This is a genomic window from Vibrio sp. S12_S33 (assembly GCF_963889785.1).
Taxonomy (GTDB): Bacteria; Pseudomonadota; Gammaproteobacteria; order Enterobacterales; family Vibrionaceae; genus Vibrio; species Vibrio aestuarianus.
This window is the reverse complement of record NZ_CAWPQZ010000025.1, coordinates 37,893-56,308: the sequence shown is the minus strand read 5'-3', so window position 1 is coordinate 56,308 and position 18,416 is coordinate 37,893. Positions and strand designations below refer to the sequence as shown.

Below are 18,416 nucleotides of genomic sequence, written 5' to 3'. Positions count from 1 at the left end.
CGATATTGGTTGATTTCGTGGTTTGTAACTGCTGGCGTTTGGCATAAAAGGTAGACAGACTTAACCCGTTACGCTCACAGAAGACACGCTGGGATAAATGACTGGATTGGTATTTTTCAAACAGGTTTTGCCATTCTTGGTCGGTACGTCGTTTTGCCATTTCAGATCTCCTTATGGTTGGAGATTTGATCGTATAGCGTGCTGAGGTTGATTAAAATGTGGGGTTTATGATGCGCTTACGTTAATACGACTTTTGTGTTGCGAGAGATTGGTCGCTCATCAGGTTCAAGAGTAAGCGACCAACTACTCAGCTATAGAATATCTTCAAATGGTTGAACTAACTCCAAGCCCACCAATTCTTTTTCTAAATATGGACGAAGATTATAAGCATTACGGAGCTGCATATACTCTTTTGTGAGCTGGTCAATATTATTACCCTGTGTTTTTTTCGCTCTAAGCATATAATTTTTATCAGTAGCTCTCGTTGATACGAATTCAATAACATCAACATCATATGACAACATTTCTAGCAAAAGAGCTCTCATAGAATCTAAAATTATGTAAAGCAAACGATCTTTATACACGCTGTGCTTAGTCAAGCCTTTGGTGGGTTCGAATGATTGCATACTTTTTTTAACGCTGTGTTGGCAGCATGACACAGAGACAATGTGTCTTGCATTATTCTTAAGCCCTAAGAGCATTGCTTTATCAGTCGCAATATCGCAGGCATGAAGTGAGTAAGCGACGTCGATGTCTCCATTATGGGTGTAAAGTTCTATATCAGCGGCATGGAAGTGCATTCCAGTGAAACCCAAGGAATCAGCTAAAGTACGATTCTTATCCATCAGCTTCTTATTGAAATCAACACAATGAATCTGAACTGGTCTTTTTACTATATTTGTATAATAGTAATAAACAATAAAGCTCAGATAACAATTTCCCGCTCCGCTATCAACAAAAACCAGTTCCCTTTTTGAAGAGTATTTCCTTACTTGACTATGTATAACTTCCAAAAAAGCGAGTATTTGTTCAACTTTTTTGGTTTTGTTCGAAATCTCTTTTTTTTGTGGTGTTAATAAACCTAAACCAAGTGAAAAATCACAGAGTTTGATTTTAGTAGCATGCTCAATAAGCATGTCGCCTCCTAAATAATATTAGGGGTGAGACAACACTGTTAAGAAAGTCTATGAAGAGGGGGATGTCATCTGGAAGGAAACCATCTATAGATAGACCTTTACAAAACAGCAGACACACCCGTTGTATACAAATAATGTATACAAAAGTTTCTTACCCAATGATTTAAACAATCTTGAGTTTTTGATGTACTGGTATTCTGTAATTGATTTATCTATGTTCCAGAGTTGCCGCCTTAAGGTCTAGCTTCTCCGGATGGATTTCTCCCATCGTTTATAGTGAAATGAGTAACCTCTGTTACTTTGCGAAGAATAAACTCACTTGTTTTTGAAAGCAAGTTCTATGGTGTTAAAAGAGAGCTGAGATCAATTATACCCGACTCAAAAGGCTTTCTTGGGTGATAGTATTTTATGACTGGAGGAAACTAATGGAGAAATCACACTTAATGGACAACACCTTTGCTAACTTGGCTGATTAGAATTATCCACGGATGTTAATCGTCTATCTCGCTAAATTGCTTTCTCCTAAAAAGTGAATTTAGATTGTAAGCAGACATCCAAATAAAGACCGCTAATTTAGTGGCCTTTTGTCTATCAGAAGTTTAAGTCTAATCTATTGCCAAACGTCTGTACCTAGCTTCTTCAATTTCACATTGTCAAATTCTGTAGTGGCCGCTTTTCCTAGCTGTTCGACCACATAGACTCGAAGCTCTCTACACGGTTTTTGCTGTCGTTACGCTTACCAACGGACTTTCTAATCGTGTTGCCTTGAATGTAGATTGATAAGTTGTCGAAACTGGTCACCATAATGCCGCATGGGGGGAAGTTGGAGACTAAAAATGAAGGTAAACCGCCATAGGTGGAAATAACCTGGCGCATTTCAATCTTCGTTTTTTCGCTTGGGATACTTCCGTTCTCGGCGTATAACTTGGCTTGGTCAGTGGCAATCAACTCATTACCAATGATAGCGACTAGGTCATTAGTGGCGGCAAACCATTCATCAAGCATGGTTTTAACGGTGAGTACCACTAGGTCTAGGTTCACAAAGTCACCACCCTCACCAATGCGAATTTCATTCGAGTCTTTGACCACAGAATGCAGTGTTTATGATGCGCTTACTAACCATCTATATGTAGCGATAAAAAAACCTCAGTGTTAACACTGAGGTTTTTTATTTGAGCTAATGATTAAAGATCTTAATCAGAGTACATTAATTACTGTGCATCACCAATTAATACTGAATCTAAGGCTATCTCAATCATCTCATTGAAGGTGTTTTGACGTTCCTCTGAAGTCGTTTGCTCACCTGTTTTGATGTGATCAGATACGGTACAAATCGTCAATGCTTTTGCGCCGTATTCAGCAGCAACACCATAAATACCTGCCGCTTCCATTTCCACCCCAACGATGCCGTACTTATCCATGACATCAAACATTTCTGGATCAGGTGTGTAGAAAAGCTCAGCTGAAAATAGGTTGCCTACTTTGACATCAATGCCACGAGCCGTTGCTGCTTCTTCAGCCGCTTTTACCATTTTGTAATCGGCTATTGCAGCGAAATCGTGATCTTTGAAGCGAATACGGTTCACTTTTGAATCCGTACATGCGCCCATGCCAATCACAACATCACGTACTTTGATGTCTTCACTTACTGCGCCACAGCTACCAACACGGATAACCTTTTTCACACCAAAATCTTTAATCAGCTCGGTCACATAGATAGAACATGATGGAATACCCATACCATGTCCCATTACTGAAATTTTACGGCCTTTATAAGTACCAGTGTAACCAAACATGTTACGAACATCGCACACTTGAACGACATCATCGAGGAAAGTTTCTGCAATGTATTTTGCACGAAGTGGGTCACCAGGCATTAAAACGACGTCAGCGAATGCACCCATTTCCGCGTTAATATGTGGAGTTGCCATTGAAAATATCCTTTATCTAAAATTGACGAAAGAATAGAGAGTACCCTCTCTATTCATATTCACAAATGCAATGAGCACTTAAAGAAAGTTCTTACCATAATCCATTGCCGAAGTATCAAAGTACTGCGCGATAGATTGACCGATGTCTGCAAAGGTATCACGACGGCCCAATGATCCTGCAGCCACTTTTTGGCCATACACTAATACAGGAATGTGCTCACGAGTATGATCCGTACCCGGCCAAGTTGGGTCACAACCGTGATCCGCCGTTAGGATGAGGATGTCGTCTTCTTCCATAAGCGCCAATACTTCTGGTAGACGATTATCAAAATATTCAAGTGCAGCCGCATAACCTGCCACATCGCGACGGTGGCCATAAGCTGAGTCGAAATCAACAAAGTTAGTAAAGACAATGGTGTTATCTTTCGCAACTTTAATTTGCTCTAAAGTTGCATCAAACAACGCAGGAATACCTGTTGCTTTTACTTTTTTCGTAATACCGCAGTTGGCATAGATATCGGCAATTTTACCAATAGAAACGACGTTGCCTTGTTTCTCATCAACCAATTTTTGCAACACAGTAGCCGCAGGTGGCTCTAAAGAAAGATCACGACGGTTACCGGTACGCGCGAACTCTCCCGCTTTAGGGCCAATGAATGGACGAGCGATAACACGACCAATGTTGTAATCTTCCAATTCTTCACGAGCGATTTGGCAAAGTTCAAGTAAACGATCAAGACCAAACGTTTCTTCATGACAAGCAATTTGGAATACTGAATCAGCAGACGTATAGAAAATCGGCATGCCCGTCTTCATGTGTTCTTCGCCTAAATCATCTAATACTTGCGTACCAGAAGCATGGCAGTTACCCAAAAAGCCAGGAAGGTTAGCACGCTTTAGAATTCGGTCGGTAAGCTCTTTGGGGAAGCTGTTCTGCTTATCACTAAAGTAGCCCCATTCAAACAGCACAGGCACGCCGGCAATTTCCCAGTGACCTGATGGTGTATCTTTACCTGATGACAACTCTGCCGCATGGCCATAGGCACCAATAATCTCAGCATTGGCATCCAACCCTGGAGCAAAACGCCCAGTTGACTCTTTGTGAGCCATCGCCAAACCTAATTTGGATAAGTTTGGTAAGTTTAACGCCCCTTTACGCTCTGCATTATCTGCATCGCCTTTTGCACATTGCTCTGCAATGTGACCAAGCGTATCTGAACCGACATCACCGAACTTTTCTGCGTCTGCCGCTTCGCCAATACCAAATGAATCTAATACTAAAATAAATGCTCTTTTCATTTCTCTCTCCAACCAGCGTGTTACACATTTTCTGCACGAATTTGACGGTAAACATCTGGTGTTGGTGTATATTCTCCGCCCACTTTAATGGCGTTTTGTAAGGCTTTTGCCGCTTCTTGCCATTGCTCTTCATTACGCGCATGAATCATAGCCAGTGGTTTGTTGCTATCAGCGACCTCGCCTAAACGGATAAATTGGTCAAAACCCACCGCGTAATCAATGCTGTCTGTTGCAACGCGGCGTCCCCCCCCCATGCCCACAACAGCCATACCAATGGCACGAGTATCCATTGCCGATACCACACCACTTTCTAGTGCGTAAACGGGTTTAATGATCTCGGCTTTATCAAGGTAATGATCATAATTTTCGACGAAATCAGCAGGACCGCCTAAACCTTTGACCATTTTGCCAAAGCACTGTGCAGCTTTACCGTTATCTAGCACCGTCATCAGTTTAGTGCGTGCTTCATCGCTATCTTTCGCTAAGTGACCGAGTACCAGCATTTCAGCACAAGAAGCCAAGGTAATTTCAAGTAAGCGAGGGTTACGGTACTCTCCAGTTAAGAAACGAACTGCTTCACGCACTTCAACTGCATTCCCCGCAGAAGAGGCTAACACTTGGTTCATGTCCGTTAAAATAGCCGTAGTTTTAGTGCCAGCACCATTTGCTACCGCAACGATCGATTTCGCTAACTCTTCAGAAGCTTCGTAGGTTGGCATGAAAGCGCCCGAACCCACTTTGACATCCATCACTAGAGAATCTAAACCTGCTGCCAGTTTTTTCGAGAGAATAGAGGCAGTGATCAGTGAAATATTGTCCACCGTTGCCGTAATATCACGCGTGGCATATACACGTTTATCCGCAGGAGCAAGATCACCCGTTTGACCAATGATCGCCACCCCTGCCTCTTTCGTCACTTGACCAAAAACATCGTTAGTTGGTGTGATGTTATAGCCAGGAATAGATTCCAATTTATCCAATGTTCCACCGGTGTGGCCAAGCCCTCGGCCTGAAATCATCGGCACAAAACCGCCACAAGCAGCTACCATTGGGCCAAGCATTAGTGAGGTTACATCACCAACACCACCAGTTGAATGCTTATCGACTATAGGGCCATCAAAGTTCATGTAGTCCCAATCGATCACCATGCCTGAATCGCGCATCGCACAAGTCAATGCAATGCGCTCTGGCATGGTCATTTCATTAAAGAAAATAGTCATAGCAAAAGCGGCTATCTGACCTTCAGATACCGTATTTTTTGCTACGCCTTGAATAAAGAAGTTAATTTCGTCAGCGGTCAGTATTTCGCCGTCACGTTTTTTACGAATGATTTCTTGTGGTAAATACATTAGATCCTCCCAAGCAATACGCTTTGGTCTGTAGGGTAAAGAGGTAATGCGGAGCCATAAAAACAGCCCCACAAATCAGACTTATTATTATCAGTTCAGATGTAACCTACGATTAGTACGCGGCAGGATCTGCTGTTTGGTCTGTTACTTCTAATGTATTTAAAAGGTTAGTCAGTAGACTTGATGCACCAAAACGGTAATGCATGTTATCGGCCCAGTCGGCACCTAATAACTCATCAGCCATAGTGAGGTACAATGCCGCATCTTCTGCTGTACGAACACCACCAGCTGGTTTAAAACCAACGGTTTTAGCAACGCCCATATCACGAATCACTTCTAACATCATACGTGCATATTCTGGCGTAGCATTCACTGGCACTTTACCAGTTGAAGTTTTGATAAAGTCTGCACCAGCTTCGATACAAATCTGTGATGCTTTTTTGATCAAAGCTTCTTCTTTCAATTCACCCGTTTCGATAATCACTTTCAAAAGGATATCGCCACATGCTTCTTTACATTGCTTAACAAGATTAAAACCGACTTGTTCGTTACCTGCGATTAATGCACGGTAAGGGAAAACAACATCAACTTCATCAGCACCATACGCAACAGCTGCTTTTGTTTCAGCCACTGCAATTTCAATATCATCATTACCATGAGGGAAGTTTGTTACTGTCGCAATACGAATCTCTGGTGTGCCTTGCTCACGAAGTGTCTTCTTAGCAATAGGAATAAAGCGAGGGTAAATACAAATTGCAGCTGTATTGCCTACTGCTGTTTTCGCATCATGACAAAGGGCGATCACTTTCGCGTCTGTGTCATCATCATTTAGCGTAGTCAAATCCATCAATTTTAGTGCACGAAGTGCTGCTGCTTTTAAATCGCTCATTTCTATCTCCGATCAATATATTCAAATAGTTCACTACTGGCACGCGAGTTGTTGGTGCGTTTTTCCCAGTAGCCACAAATGAACGGACTTGGTTCCCTGAAGACTCGGAATGCTGAACATTCCAATTGCTATCCCTGTCACCGCACAGTACCAATTTGGCCTATGGCACAAACAATGTTACTCCAATATTGAGCTTTTATTGCTGTGTCTAACGTATATCAAGGCAACACAGTTGCCCTAGCTCTAGATCATACTCCATGTATTGATTAGTGCTAGCTAAAGCCTTCAATATTCCATTGAAAACTAATCTCACCGATACAGTATAGATTTTCGCTACAAAACTGTAGCGCCATTCATAGAGCAAACGGTTTGTATCTCAAAAAGATTTTAAATCCCCTTAAACTATCTCTCTTTTTTGCATGGCCAATAATGAAATTAAACCCAGAAAACAAAAAAGCCCCGTAGCAATTTCTTGCTACGGGGCGATATTAAATGGTGTCTATAAATTAATTATTTTCTAACTAAATTATAGCGCAGCTAGGCTTAAGCAGAAGCCTGCAATTGTCGCTGCCATAAGGTTAGACAACGTACCAGCAAGTACCGCTTTAATACCCATACGAGCAATATCGCTACGACGGTTTGGAGCAAGGCTACCAAGACCACCAAGTAGGATTGCGATAGAAGAAAGGTTCGCAAAACCACATAGAGCGAATGAAATAATTGCAGTCGTCTTCTCAGACATCACTTGACCAGTTGCAGCAATAACTTGCGCGTTCTCACCTAAGTAAGGTGTGAAGTTTAGGTAAGCAACGAATTCGTTAACCACTAATTTCTGACCGATGAATGAACCAGCGGTTACCGCTTCAGCCCATGGCACACCGATAAGGAATGCTAGTGGAGAGAATGCATAACCTAGAATCAGCTCTAGAGTTAGCTCAGGCATACCGAACCAACCACCGATACCGCCCAACATGCCGTTAACAAGAGCAATCAAACCAACGAAGGCAATCAACATTGCACCAACGTTTAGCGCTAGTTGTAGACCAGATGCCGCACCGCCCGCTGCTGCGTCGATAACGTTAGCTGGTTTGTCGTCGCCGCCGTCTAATGCTTCATCGAAATCTTCATGAGGCTTATCAGTCTCTGGGTGAAGAATCTTAGCAAATAGAAGACCACCAGGTGCTGCCATAAATGATGCTGCAACAAGGTACTCTAGAGGAACACCCATTGAAGCATAACCAGCCAATACACCACCAGCAACAGAAGCAAGACCACCACACATTACTGCGAATAGTTCAGATTGTGTCATCTTAGGTACAAACGGACGAACAACAAGTGGTGCTTCAGTTTGACCTACGAAAATGTTTGCCGCAGCTGACATTGATTCCGCACGAGAAGTACCCAGTGCTTTTTGAAGCGCGCCACCAAGAATCTTGATAACCCACTGCATAACACCGATGTAGTAAAGTACAGAAATAAGTGCAGAGAAGAAGATCAGTGTAGGAAGAACGCGGAAAGCGAAGATGAAACCACCACCACCGAACACTTCGAACATCTTGTTAGAAACAAGACCACCGAACAAGAATGATGAACCATCGTTACCATAGTTGATAACGTTAGATACACCAGTTGAGAAACCGTTTAGAAGATCACGGCCCCAAGGTACGTAAAGAACAAATGCACCTAATGCAAATTGGATGGCAAAAGCGCCGCCCACAGTTCTGATATTGATAGCTTTACGGTTAGATGAGAATGCAAATGCAATAGCAAGAAGCACTACCATACCGACTAGGCTCATAAACAGGCTCATAGTTTATGACTTCCTTATAAGTTATTTATTGGCGTGTTACAAAATGGAGCTATAAAGCGAGGTGATTATACTCATCCCTCCTTAGATAAAGTAATGCCAGCCTCACACTTTCTTATAAGATTCAGCTCGCATTCACTCACTTATGTGAGCTAACTCACCATTTAATGATACAAAAATCACTAGCCATACATTTCATTTCGAATTCATTCACAAAGAAAATAGCAGTGAGTGGCTATTTTCCCATAAAACCTCAGCAATCGATTGTTCTGACTGTCCCCTTAGTAAAGCAAGCGTTTGCACAATAATTGACAAATATTTAGGGTGATTCACTTTGCCTTGCAAGCCATTCAATGGCATGTCTGGTGCATCCGTTTCAAGCACTAAACTTTCGATAGGCAAAGCACAAATGGCCAAACGCGTTTTATTGGCCCTTGGATAGGTGATGATTCCCCCTACTCCAATTTTAAAGCCAAGATCAATAAACTGCTTGGCTTGCTGCTCACTTCCGGAAAAGGCGTGTAATATTCCACCTTGGTTAAAGTGGTGTTTTTTCAAAAGTTGAAGAACACGATTGTGAGCTTTACGGCTATGTATAATAAGAGGTAAAGCCGTCTTTTTCGCCAACTCAATTTGAACTTCAAACATCGATTCTTGCAATTTAGAGTCAACGTCTATAGCGAAATCAAGACCACATTCCCCTAAAGCAAGGCACTTGTCGTGTCTGTTATCTAACGCTTGTTCAAACTGATCTATATAAGAATGTGATGATTGAGATAAAAAATAAGGATGAAAACCTAAAGAAAAATAGAGAGCAGGATAACTTTCCGCCAACTGAGCAACTCGCTGCCAATTACTTGGACCAATCGCTGGAACCAGTAATTTCTCAACTCCAGATTTCTGAGCAAGTTTAATGTGTAGATCAACATTTTCAGAAAAAACAGAAAAATCAAGATGGCAATGAGTATCAAACAGACGTAACTTACTGATGCTCACGTTTAGTCTCTTTATCCGTAGCCGGGTCTTGTCGATAAGGGACACAACTGCGCTTTTTATCCGGTGTCAGCCCCATACTTTCGCACCAACGATCATAACGTGAGATTTGTCTTTTCAACCACTGCCACATATTACCACCTAACTATATCATTACTGCTCTTCACGCTTGAAAACGAGCTCAGTCGCTGAAGATTCTTGTTCAACAAAATAGTAACCTGCACGATCAAACTGAGTCAATTGCTCAAGCGAGGACACCTGATTATCGATGATATAACGCGCCATCATGCCGCGCGCTTTTTTCGCATAAAAACTGATGACCTTATATTGTCCTTTTTTACAATCCTTAAAAACGGGAGTAATGATCTGACCATCTAACTTTTTATGATTGACGGCTTTAAAGTATTCATTAGAGGCTAAATTAATCAATACATTATCCCCTTGATCTTGCAGAGCTTGGTTCAACTTATCAGTAATGATATCTCCCCAAAACTGATACAAATTAGCTCCTCTCACATTGCTCAATTTCGTTCCCATTTCCAAACGATAGGGCTGCATTAAATCAAGCGGTTTCAACAGGCCGTACAAACCAGACAACATTCTTAGATGCTGTTGAGCATAATCAAAGTCAGCATCCGATAGCGTTTCAGCCTTAAAACCAGTATAAACATCGCCTTTGAAAGCCAAAATAGCAGGCCTTGCATTATCTGTAGTGAAGGGTTTACTCCATTGAGCAAAACGTGCCACATTCAAGCCAGCAATTTCATCACTGACCTTCATTAATTGAGAAATGTCGCTAGGGGTTAGACGACGACATACTTCAATGAGCTCCGCGGAATGATCGACGAGTTCAGGCTGAGTGAATTTATTGGTGACTAGCGGAGATTCGTAATCTAACGTTTTAGCTGGAGATAGAACAATGAGCATACCTTTCTTTCCTCTATATTTATTATTTAACCTGAGTTGAGGTTATTAAATCAAAGCAGTCAACAACTTCAATTCATCTTATGGATAACAGAGTACAAAAAAAGCCATGCAGTGTCTGCATGGCTTTGCCAATCTATTCAATTGTTCGTAACAATGGTTATTTATTGTTGTTATCCCAAATACCATCTTCTAACTGGGATTTTAGCTCTGGATACTCATTGGCATCAAAGGTTGGGACTTTACCTGCCTTTAACTGGCGGTTATAGTCTTTCGCCAGTTTAATTACGATGCCAGACAGCAGCAGAATCGCCACTAAGTTAACAATCGCCATCAAGCCCATCGAAACATCCGCCATTGCCCATACGGTTGGCAACGTAGCCAAAGAACCAAACATCACCATAGAAAGGAATACAATTCGGAAAACTGTTAACCCTTTCTTATTGTTATGCTCTAAAAAGATGAGGTTGGTTTCAGCATAGGAGTAGTTAGCAATAATGGAAGTAAAGGCGAAGAAGAAAATCGCAAGTGCAACAAAGATGCTCCCCCAACTACCAACTTGAGAACTTAACGCGCGCTGAGTTAATTCAATACCCGTAATTTCACCATGTGGTACATATTCCCCAGACATTAGGATAATGGCAACCGTCGCTGAACAGATCACGATAGTATCGATAAACACACCCAACATTTGCACATAACCTTGTGAAGCAGGATGCGGCGGATAAGGAGTTGCAGATGCCGCGGCATTTGGTGCAGAACCCATACCCGCTTCATTTGAGAACAAACCACGCTTGATACCGTTGATCATCGCTTGTGCAATTGCGTAACCCAAACCACCCGCAGCAGCTTCTTGCAAACCAAATGCACTCTTGAAAATCAACGTGAGCACGGCTGGCAATTTTTCAATATTGGTTACCATCACAAACATTGCTATCGCTAGATAGGCTAATGCCATGAAAGGCACAATCAATTCAGCGGTGCGTGCAATTTTTCGAATACCACCAAAAATAACAAAGGCTGAAATCGCAACAATGAAAATACCCACATGAAGCGGTTCAAAGCCAAATGCGTTATTCATTGCCCCAGCAATGGAGTTTGCTTGAACGGCATTGAACACCAAACCGAAAGCGATAATAAGGAAGATAGAGAACAATACCCCCATCCAACGCATGCCAAGACCTTTTTCCATGTAGTAGGCTGGCCCACCACGATAGTTACCATCTTTGTCACGAGTTTTGTACAACTGAGCAAGCGTACTTTCTGCAAAAGAAGTAGCCATACCTAACATGGCGATTAACCACATCCAGAAAATAGCACCAGGCCCACCAGCGGTTAGAGCAACAGCAACCCCCGCCATGTTTCCGGTACCGACACGAGCAGCAAGGCTAGTACATAATGCTTGAAAAGAGGAGATACCCGCTTTGTCTGCTTTACGGCTATTTTTTAGCACACTGAACATGTGGCCAAAGTGGCGAAACTGGATAAACCCTAAGCGAACGGTGAAGTAAACCCCAACACCAACTAAAAGATAAACAAGAATTGATCCCCAAAGTAGATCATTCATTAAATTGATTAAGTCTGTCACAAGAACCTCTCATAGAGTGATAGCGCTGGCCGCAGAAAATTTAATGAAAGAACACACATGTCTCGTTCAACATCCTTTCGAGCATGCTTTTATCGATATTATTAGATGTGTTCTATTCATCCAAAACGCGAGAGATCTCACATTTTGCAGAGGCCGCGTATTTTTTGACGAACGGATAATGCAACCTGAAAGGTTAAAAATCAATATGCATCAAGTTTAGTTAAAATGTTATTTTTCACCATAAAATCACCTTCAGTTAACATAAAGCCAATCAGAACCCCAACAAAGGTAAAACAAATAACAACCAAAACACCAACATTACAGAATAAAAAACAACCATAGAAACTCAGTTGCATCAACTTAATCTCAACCATTGAGAATCAAGGGTTCATTCGATTGATTAAAGAATTTTGCATAATTAGATAATTATTTTTCGTTAAGCGCTCAAAAAAAAACCACCCACCCACGTCAAAATACTCAAAACAACAATTAATTAACATTCTCAAATATAAATAAAATCGTTTGCTTTAGTTAATCGCTCGCTTTTCATACCAAACATCTCAACTGAAAATGTGAAATTCTGTTCAAAATCCAATAAAAGCTTCATAAAAAGGAAACAAATGAGAAACAAATCATAGTTAGGCTAAGTGAAAATGTGCTATCTAGAATGCACGACATGGCGTAATCACAACAACAAGAGGTTGCTTATGGAAGGCTTGCAATTTGACGAAATGTTGGAAATGGAAATCACGAAAATACGCTCCAGCCGCGCTAAACCAGTAAAGCGAATGTGGCGAGAAATAGAATTAATTCAAGATCAAAAACGATTGCAAAAAGAATTGATGGAGATGGATGTCTGCTTCGAAGCAGAACTGAGTAAAATTTAACCGAAAAAAGAGGCATCTTGAGTAGATGCCTCTTTTTTCACTGCGCGTTATTGGCATTCAGAAGCGGTTTGTCTCACTCGCTGAGCCAGTTGCTGATACTGTTCTGCAATCGTTTCACCAAATACCGGATCATCCTCTGATTGACTCCATTGAACCTCTACCGCTTGCCAATCCGCAATGGTAAAGGTTTGAGTAATCAATGGAAGTATCGACTGCTCTTCAAGTTCTAAATGCTGCTTCTGGGAAGAGATAAACGCTTCTAACTGCTCAATGAATACATGCTGTGGAACCACTGCATCTTGCAAAATCATATCGACAATATCAAGGAAACCATGGGTTATACTCGATAGTTCCGAGTGTTCTTTCTCTAAATTTTCGATCTCATTTTGTTGACCATAGTGTTCAATATAGTAGCGATAAATGATGTCTTCTTTCGGGTGGTGTACTGTTTCGGAGTGGCTCCCCAGATAATCTACAATTTCTCTGAGCAACGCATAGTTAACACTTTGCTCATTCTTGAGTTGGTGCAATTTACTACGCAAAATTGCAAGCAAGCGCGCCATGTAGCCATGCTCTCTTCGGATCCTTTCAATCATCATTGTGCTTCTCCATTACACATAACTTTAGCTAAGTGTATAAAAGGATTGCACTCCACGCTTTGACACTGCTCGAAAAAACATCAAATCATCATTCATCGAGCAGAGGTTGCCAATTAATAGGCTCTTTACCTTGCTGGATAAGCAATTGATTCGTTTGAGAGAAATGTTTACAACCAAAGAAGCCTCGATGGGCCGATAGAGGAGAAGGATGAGGAGCCATTAATACATGATGTTTGCTGCGATCGATCATACGGCCCTTTTTCTGGGCATGAGCTCCCCACAATAAAAATACCACTCCATCACACTGCTGATTAACAGCATCTATGACTCTATCTGTGAACGTTTCCCACCCCGTATTGGCATGCGAATGAGCCTGACCTTGTTCAACGGTCAAAACCGTATTGAGTAACAACACCCCTTGTTGCGCCCAACTTTTCAAATATCCATGCGAGGGAATTTGAAAACCCGGAATATCCTGCGCCAATTCTTTATACATATTGACTAAAGAAGGTGGCGTTTTCACCCCTGGTAATACAGAAAAGCACAACCCATGTGCTTGCTTTGGTCCATGGTAAGGATCCTGCCCTAGGATAACCACTTTGACTTCATCAAATTCAGTAAAACGAAATGCGTTGAACACATCATTAGCTGGAGGATAAATGACTTTCCCTGACGACCTTTCTTTTTCTACAAACGCCATTGTTTGCTGAAAATAGTCTTGTTGCTTTTCGTGGCCGATAACATCATGCCAAGTCAGTGATTGAGTCATAAAAGAGCCCTGTGAAGTAAGTATGGCTAACATTGTACCCACAAATACTCATTACTGCATGAGTCAACTTCACAGAGCTTTAGCTGATTAATGAGACTTTTGTTGCGGCGTTCGAGCATGTCCTTGCCCCGTAACATGGCGGTTAGGTATTGGTAGTCGAACAGGTCTGTGAGTATTTACAGTACGTGGCATTGAATGAAACATAGTGGCATCCTCCTTCATTACAGACTTAGCTATGCATAAGCCACTATGAAAGAAAGATGCCAACTTTAATTACGATTCAATTATTGAAAGCGATTCAACATGAAATTGCCTTAGTGTCTGGATTTCTTGTGACCAAATATCAGGATCAATCGTTTCTAAAATCAAAGGGATACCATCAAATCGTGAGTCTTTCGCAATATATTCAAAACAGGCCCAACCGATTTCCCCTTTCCCCAGTGAATGATGGCGATCGACTCGACTAGCAAATTCTGATTTTGAATCATTAATATGCATTGCCCGCAAATAGTGCATACCGACGACGCGATCAAACTCAGCAAACGTCGCCTCACAAGCCTCTGTCGTGCGTAGGTCATAACCAGCAGTAAAGGTGTGACAAGTATCCAAACACACCCCAACTCGTGATTTGTCATTCACTTGTTTAATGATTTGCGCCAAATGCTCAAAACGCCACCCTAAATTGGTACCTTGCCCAGCTGTATTTTCAATAACAGCAATCACATCAGGTACAGCTTGATGTGCCAAATTGATCGACTCGGCAATAGTGGCAAGACACTCGCTTTCCGACACTTTTTTTAGATGGCTGCCAGGGTGAAAATTAAGTAGCGTCAATCCAAGTTGTTGGCAGCGCTCCATTTCATCGATAAAAGCTTGCCGTGATTTTTCGAGCTTATCCGCTTCTGGAGCACCCAAGTTAATCAGATAGGAGTCATGCGGCAGAATGTGCTCTGAATTAAACCCTAGCATCAAACAATTGGCCTTAAAGGCACGAATGGTTGCCTCCTCTAAAGGCTTAGCCACCCATTGCCGTTGATTTTTAGTAAACAAGGCAAATGCATTAGCTCCAATTTCTCTTGCTCTTAGTGGGGCTTGATCGACACCACCGGTGGCAGATACATGAGCCCCAATAAACTTATTTCCGATACCTTGTTTTCTGTTTGTCATTAAATCACTTTATACTTTCAACATTAGTTTCTAATTGTCTGATTTTACATTGAGCAGGTCAAACCCACTCTATTTATGTAGTAAAATTACAACAAAATGACCGTTAAAATATTTTTTATAGTTTAAAATAAAATTAAAACTATTGTTTTTAAAAGATTTATTGATTCAAATCAAAAAATCAACCACCATAAATTTAATGTTTTTAGTTGTTTTTTGACCTAAATCAATATTAATATCATGGATATTAGCTATATAATACTGAGCTCAACAAAATTCGAAAGTTAACACCAATAACACCACTAAGGTGGACTAGGAGATAGTAATGATCCAAGGCATTCAAATTACAAAAGCAGCAAACGACAACCTACTTAATTCTATCTGGTTGCTTGATAACGAAAAGAACGAAGCTCGTTGTGTTGCAGCAAACGCAGGCTACGAAGCAAATCAAATTATCGCGGCAAGCGATCTTGGTGAATACGAAAGCCGTGAAGTAGCTATCGAAACTGCACCTCGCATCGAAGGTGGCCAACACCTGAACGTGAACGTTCTTAAGCGTGAAACGCTAGAAGATGCTGTTGCACACCCAGAAAAGTACCCACAGCTAACTATCCGTGTATCGGGTTACGCGGTACGTTTTAACTCATTAACGACTGAACAGCAACGTGATGTGATTGCTCGTACATTTACTGAGACTCTATAATCAATAAAAAATTGATTCGTTAGATGCAAAAATGGCGCTCATAGAGCGCCATTTTTATTACTTACATCAGAGAAAAAATACAACTAATGGATGGAACCTGATTTCCTGATTTTTACATCAGAAAATCAAGTATTGCCTTAAGGCTGAACTTTTCGGAGTACCGCTTTCAATGCATCAAAGTCGTTATCTAGCTCTTCCGACAACAACTCCATTACAGCATGTTTAGCTAATGGCGCTGGTAGTTCAATATCTGTTGCTAATACTTCATCAACGACTTCTTTGAACTTGGCTGGATGCGCAGTACACAAGAACAGACCAGTTTCACCTTCTTGCAACTGTTGATCTAATAGTCGATAGGCAATTGCACCATGTGGTTCACAAAGGTAATTCAACGCATAAAGCTCGCGCACTGACTCTGCACTTTGCTCATCAGATACCGCACCTTTTCCAAGAGTATCTAATCCCCAACCTTTGAGTCGACATAGCTCCTCAATACGCGGCCAGTTGTTTGGTTGGCTAACATCCATCGCATTTGAAGTCGTTGCCACTGTTGGTTTTGGATCCCACTCGCCTGTTTCTAGGTAGCGAGGGACAGTATCATTAGCATTGGTTGCAGCAATAAAGCGTTTAATTGGCAAGCCTAATGCCTTAGCTAATAAGCCAGCCGTTAAGTTACCAAAGTTGCCACTTGGTACTGAAATAACCAAGTTTTCACGCTCTGACTTACTCATCTGCGCTGCCGCTTCAAAGTAGTAACAAATCTGTGCCATTAAGCGACTGATATTAATTGAATTAGCGGAATTAAGGCCTATCTCTTGGCGCAGCTTCGCATCATCAAATGCTTGCTTCACCAGTGCCTGACAGGCATCAAAATCACCGTTAATGGCAACTGTGTGGATATTGTTACCAAGTGTACAAAACAGTTTTTCTTGTAGCGGGCTGATCTTCCCTTTCGGATAAAGAATAACCACATTAATATCTTCCATGCCATAGAATGCATGTGCCACAGCCGCACCTGTATCGCCAGATGTAGCAGTTAAAATCGTAATTTTTCCGCCGTTAGATACTGCGGCTAAAGATTGCGCCATAAAACGGCCACCAAAATCTTTAAATGCCAGTGTTGGGCCATGGAAAAGCTCTAACGCATAAATACCATCTTTCACTGATTTGATTGGCGCTGGAAATTGGAAAGCAGCATCAACCATTGCATTTACTTGCTCTACTGGTAACTCATCACCAATCATTGCAGATAGAATTTTAGTGCTACGAGAAACAAAATCTTCTGCTAAAAATGCATCAATATCATCAAACTTTGGTAATTCAGATGGAAAAAACAGTCCCTGATTACGACCTAAACCTTGGCGCACAGCTTGGCCAAAAGAGACTTGTTCATCATTTTCTTTTATGTTGTAAAGCTTCATAGCGAACTTCCTGTAACGGTCGAACCATTTTTGTCTAAACGACAAATATGGACGAATCCTTCTTCATTTTGTACGTAATTTTGTTCCAGCCAGCGAGCGACACGCTGCGCGACATCTTTTTCTTTGCAAATACTAAATAATGTTGGGCCACTACCAGAGATACCCGTCGCCAATGCACCTGCCGATATCGCATATTTGCGAGCATCAGCAAAACCAGGAAGCAGTTTCTCACGATATGGTTCGGCGATCACGTCTTTGATCATTTTCGCTGCAAGTTCTGGCTGTCCAGAATGGCAAGCATGGATAAATCCAGCTAAATGACGACCATGAGCAATAATGTCTTGCCGACGATATTGAGAAGGTAAAATAGCGCGAGCTTCGGCAGTAGACACTTTTATACCCGGGTAAGCCATGACCCAATACCAATCATCAAAACAAGGCACTTCTTGACTGATAATACCAAGTTCTTCGAGCATTAATTGCACACCACCAAGATAACACGGCGCAACATTATCATAATGCACACCACCGGAAATTTGGCCTTCCATCTCGCCCATCAACGCAAGAAGCTCAGTTTCATTCAAAGGTAAATCATGAAAACGATTGAGTGCATCGAGCGCAGCCACAATTGAACATGCGCTCGATCCTAGCCCTGAACCAATCGGCATGTTTTTTTCTAGCGTCATTTCGAGTGGCTTAAGTGCAATACCTTTCTTTTCAAGCTCTCGAGCAAACACGACCCAACAATCATACACAATATTTTCTTTTGGGTTTTCTGGCAATTTGGCGACGAAGCTACCCGCAGTTTTCAATACAAAAGGTTCGCTTCCCGCTTTGATCTGAACGCGGTCACCAAGCAAGCTTCCATCAATCGGTGACACAGCAGCACCTAACACATCAAAGCCTACACTGACATTACCGATAGAAGCCGGAGCGTAAACCACCACTCCCATATCA

19 protein-coding genes are annotated in these 18,416 nt (G+C 41.7%); 2 read left to right on the top strand and 17 right to left on the bottom strand.

What is annotated here, in order from left to right; genetic code table 11:
- The 12 genes from tnpA to AACW06_RS12370 all read right to left on the bottom strand — a co-directional run.
- On the bottom strand, positions 1-160 hold a 160-nt coding region (gene tnpA / locus AACW06_RS12425; RefSeq protein ID WP_443263390.1), incomplete at its 3' end, for an IS66 family insertion sequence element accessory protein TnpA.
- A 151-nt stretch (positions 161-311) separates the two neighbouring features.
- Entirely contained in the window at positions 312-1,136 is an 825-nt protein-coding gene (locus AACW06_RS12420; protein WP_192075287.1) for a class I SAM-dependent methyltransferase, read from the bottom strand.
- 678 nt (positions 1,137-1,814) lie between these two features.
- Positions 1,815-2,177 carry a P2 family phage major capsid protein gene (locus AACW06_RS12415; RefSeq protein WP_337923434.1) on the bottom strand — a complete coding sequence of 121 codons (363 nt, stop codon included), beginning with the start codon at positions 2,175-2,177 and terminating at the stop codon, positions 1,815-1,817.
- A 170-nt stretch (positions 2,178-2,347) separates the two neighbouring features.
- Positions 2,348-3,067, bottom strand: a complete 720-nt coding sequence (deoD, locus tag AACW06_RS12410; protein WP_053310822.1) for a purine-nucleoside phosphorylase — start codon at positions 3,065-3,067, stop codon at positions 2,348-2,350.
- 78 nt (positions 3,068-3,145) lie between these two features.
- Positions 3,146-4,366, bottom strand: a complete 1,221-nt coding sequence (deoB, locus tag AACW06_RS12405) for a phosphopentomutase (RefSeq protein ID WP_192075286.1) — start codon at positions 4,364-4,366, stop codon at positions 3,146-3,148.
- A gap of 20 nt (positions 4,367-4,386) precedes the next feature.
- Positions 4,387-5,715, bottom strand: coding sequence for a thymidine phosphorylase (gene deoA / locus AACW06_RS12400; protein ID WP_192075285.1), 1,329 nt, complete (start codon positions 5,713-5,715; stop codon positions 4,387-4,389).
- Between the two features lie 112 nt (positions 5,716-5,827).
- A complete protein-coding gene (gene deoC / locus AACW06_RS12395; RefSeq protein WP_192075284.1) occupies positions 5,828-6,604 on the bottom strand; it encodes a deoxyribose-phosphate aldolase in 777 nt (258 codons plus the stop codon).
- Positions 6,605-7,130: 526 nt separating this feature from the next.
- A complete protein-coding gene (locus AACW06_RS12390) occupies positions 7,131-8,414 on the bottom strand; it encodes a NupC/NupG family nucleoside CNT transporter (protein WP_053310818.1) in 1,284 nt (427 codons plus the stop codon).
- A 207-nt stretch (positions 8,415-8,621) separates the two neighbouring features.
- Entirely contained in the window at positions 8,622-9,407 is a 786-nt protein-coding gene (locus tag AACW06_RS12385) for a TatD family hydrolase (RefSeq protein WP_337923432.1), read from the bottom strand.
- The gene (locus AACW06_RS12380; protein WP_168521133.1) at positions 9,394-9,537 is read right to left on the bottom strand and encodes a DUF5363 family protein; all 144 of its coding nucleotides are present in this window, start codon (positions 9,535-9,537) and stop codon (positions 9,394-9,396) included. The genes AACW06_RS12385 and AACW06_RS12380 overlap by 14 nt, the downstream gene beginning before the upstream one ends.
- A 20-nt stretch (positions 9,538-9,557) precedes the next feature.
- Positions 9,558-10,331, bottom strand: a complete 774-nt coding sequence (yaaA, locus tag AACW06_RS12375) for a peroxide stress protein YaaA (protein WP_192075282.1) — start codon at positions 10,329-10,331, stop codon at positions 9,558-9,560.
- 157 nt (positions 10,332-10,488) lie between these two features.
- A complete protein-coding gene (locus tag AACW06_RS12370; RefSeq protein ID WP_172531975.1) occupies positions 10,489-11,916 on the bottom strand; it encodes an alanine/glycine:cation symporter family protein in 1,428 nt (475 codons plus the stop codon).
- A gap of 707 nt (positions 11,917-12,623) precedes the next feature.
- Between AACW06_RS12370 and AACW06_RS12365 the strand changes: the two genes are divergently transcribed.
- The gene (locus tag AACW06_RS12365; protein ID WP_192075281.1) at positions 12,624-12,803 is read left to right on the top strand and encodes a DUF3545 family protein; all 180 of its coding nucleotides are present in this window, start codon (positions 12,624-12,626) and stop codon (positions 12,801-12,803) included.
- A gap of 47 nt (positions 12,804-12,850) precedes the next feature.
- Here AACW06_RS12365 and AACW06_RS12360 read toward each other — a convergent pair whose 3' ends face one another.
- The 3 genes from AACW06_RS12360 to nfo all read right to left on the bottom strand — a co-directional run bounded on the left by AACW06_RS12360 (position 12,851) and on the right by nfo (position 15,338).
- Entirely contained in the window at positions 12,851-13,402 is a 552-nt protein-coding gene (locus AACW06_RS12360) for a hemerythrin domain-containing protein (protein WP_192075280.1), read from the bottom strand.
- An 88-nt stretch (positions 13,403-13,490) separates the two neighbouring features.
- Positions 13,491-14,171, bottom strand: a complete 681-nt coding sequence (gene ung, locus AACW06_RS12355; RefSeq protein ID WP_172531973.1) for a uracil-DNA glycosylase — start codon at positions 14,169-14,171, stop codon at positions 13,491-13,493.
- Positions 14,172-14,444: 273 nt separating this feature from the next.
- Positions 14,445-15,338, bottom strand: coding sequence for a deoxyribonuclease IV (nfo, locus tag AACW06_RS12350; RefSeq protein WP_192075279.1), 894 nt, complete (start codon positions 15,336-15,338; stop codon positions 14,445-14,447).
- 322 nt (positions 15,339-15,660) lie between these two features.
- Between nfo and grcA the strand changes: the two genes are divergently transcribed.
- Positions 15,661-16,038, top strand: coding sequence for an autonomous glycyl radical cofactor GrcA (gene grcA, locus AACW06_RS12345; RefSeq protein WP_053310811.1), 378 nt, complete (start codon positions 15,661-15,663; stop codon positions 16,036-16,038).
- A gap of 137 nt (positions 16,039-16,175) precedes the next feature.
- On the opposite strand, the gene thrC is transcribed toward grcA, so the two are convergent.
- Both thrC and thrB read right to left on the bottom strand, forming a co-directional pair.
- Positions 16,176-17,459 (bottom strand): threonine synthase, encoded by a 1,284-nt coding sequence (gene thrC, locus AACW06_RS12340; protein ID WP_192075278.1) that lies wholly within the window; start codon positions 17,457-17,459, stop codon positions 16,176-16,178.
- Positions 17,456-18,412, bottom strand: coding sequence for a homoserine kinase (gene thrB, locus AACW06_RS12335; protein WP_053310996.1), 957 nt, complete (start codon positions 18,410-18,412; stop codon positions 17,456-17,458). Before thrB ends, thrC begins: the two co-directional genes overlap by 4 nt.
- Between the last annotated feature and the right edge of the window lie 4 nt (positions 18,413-18,416).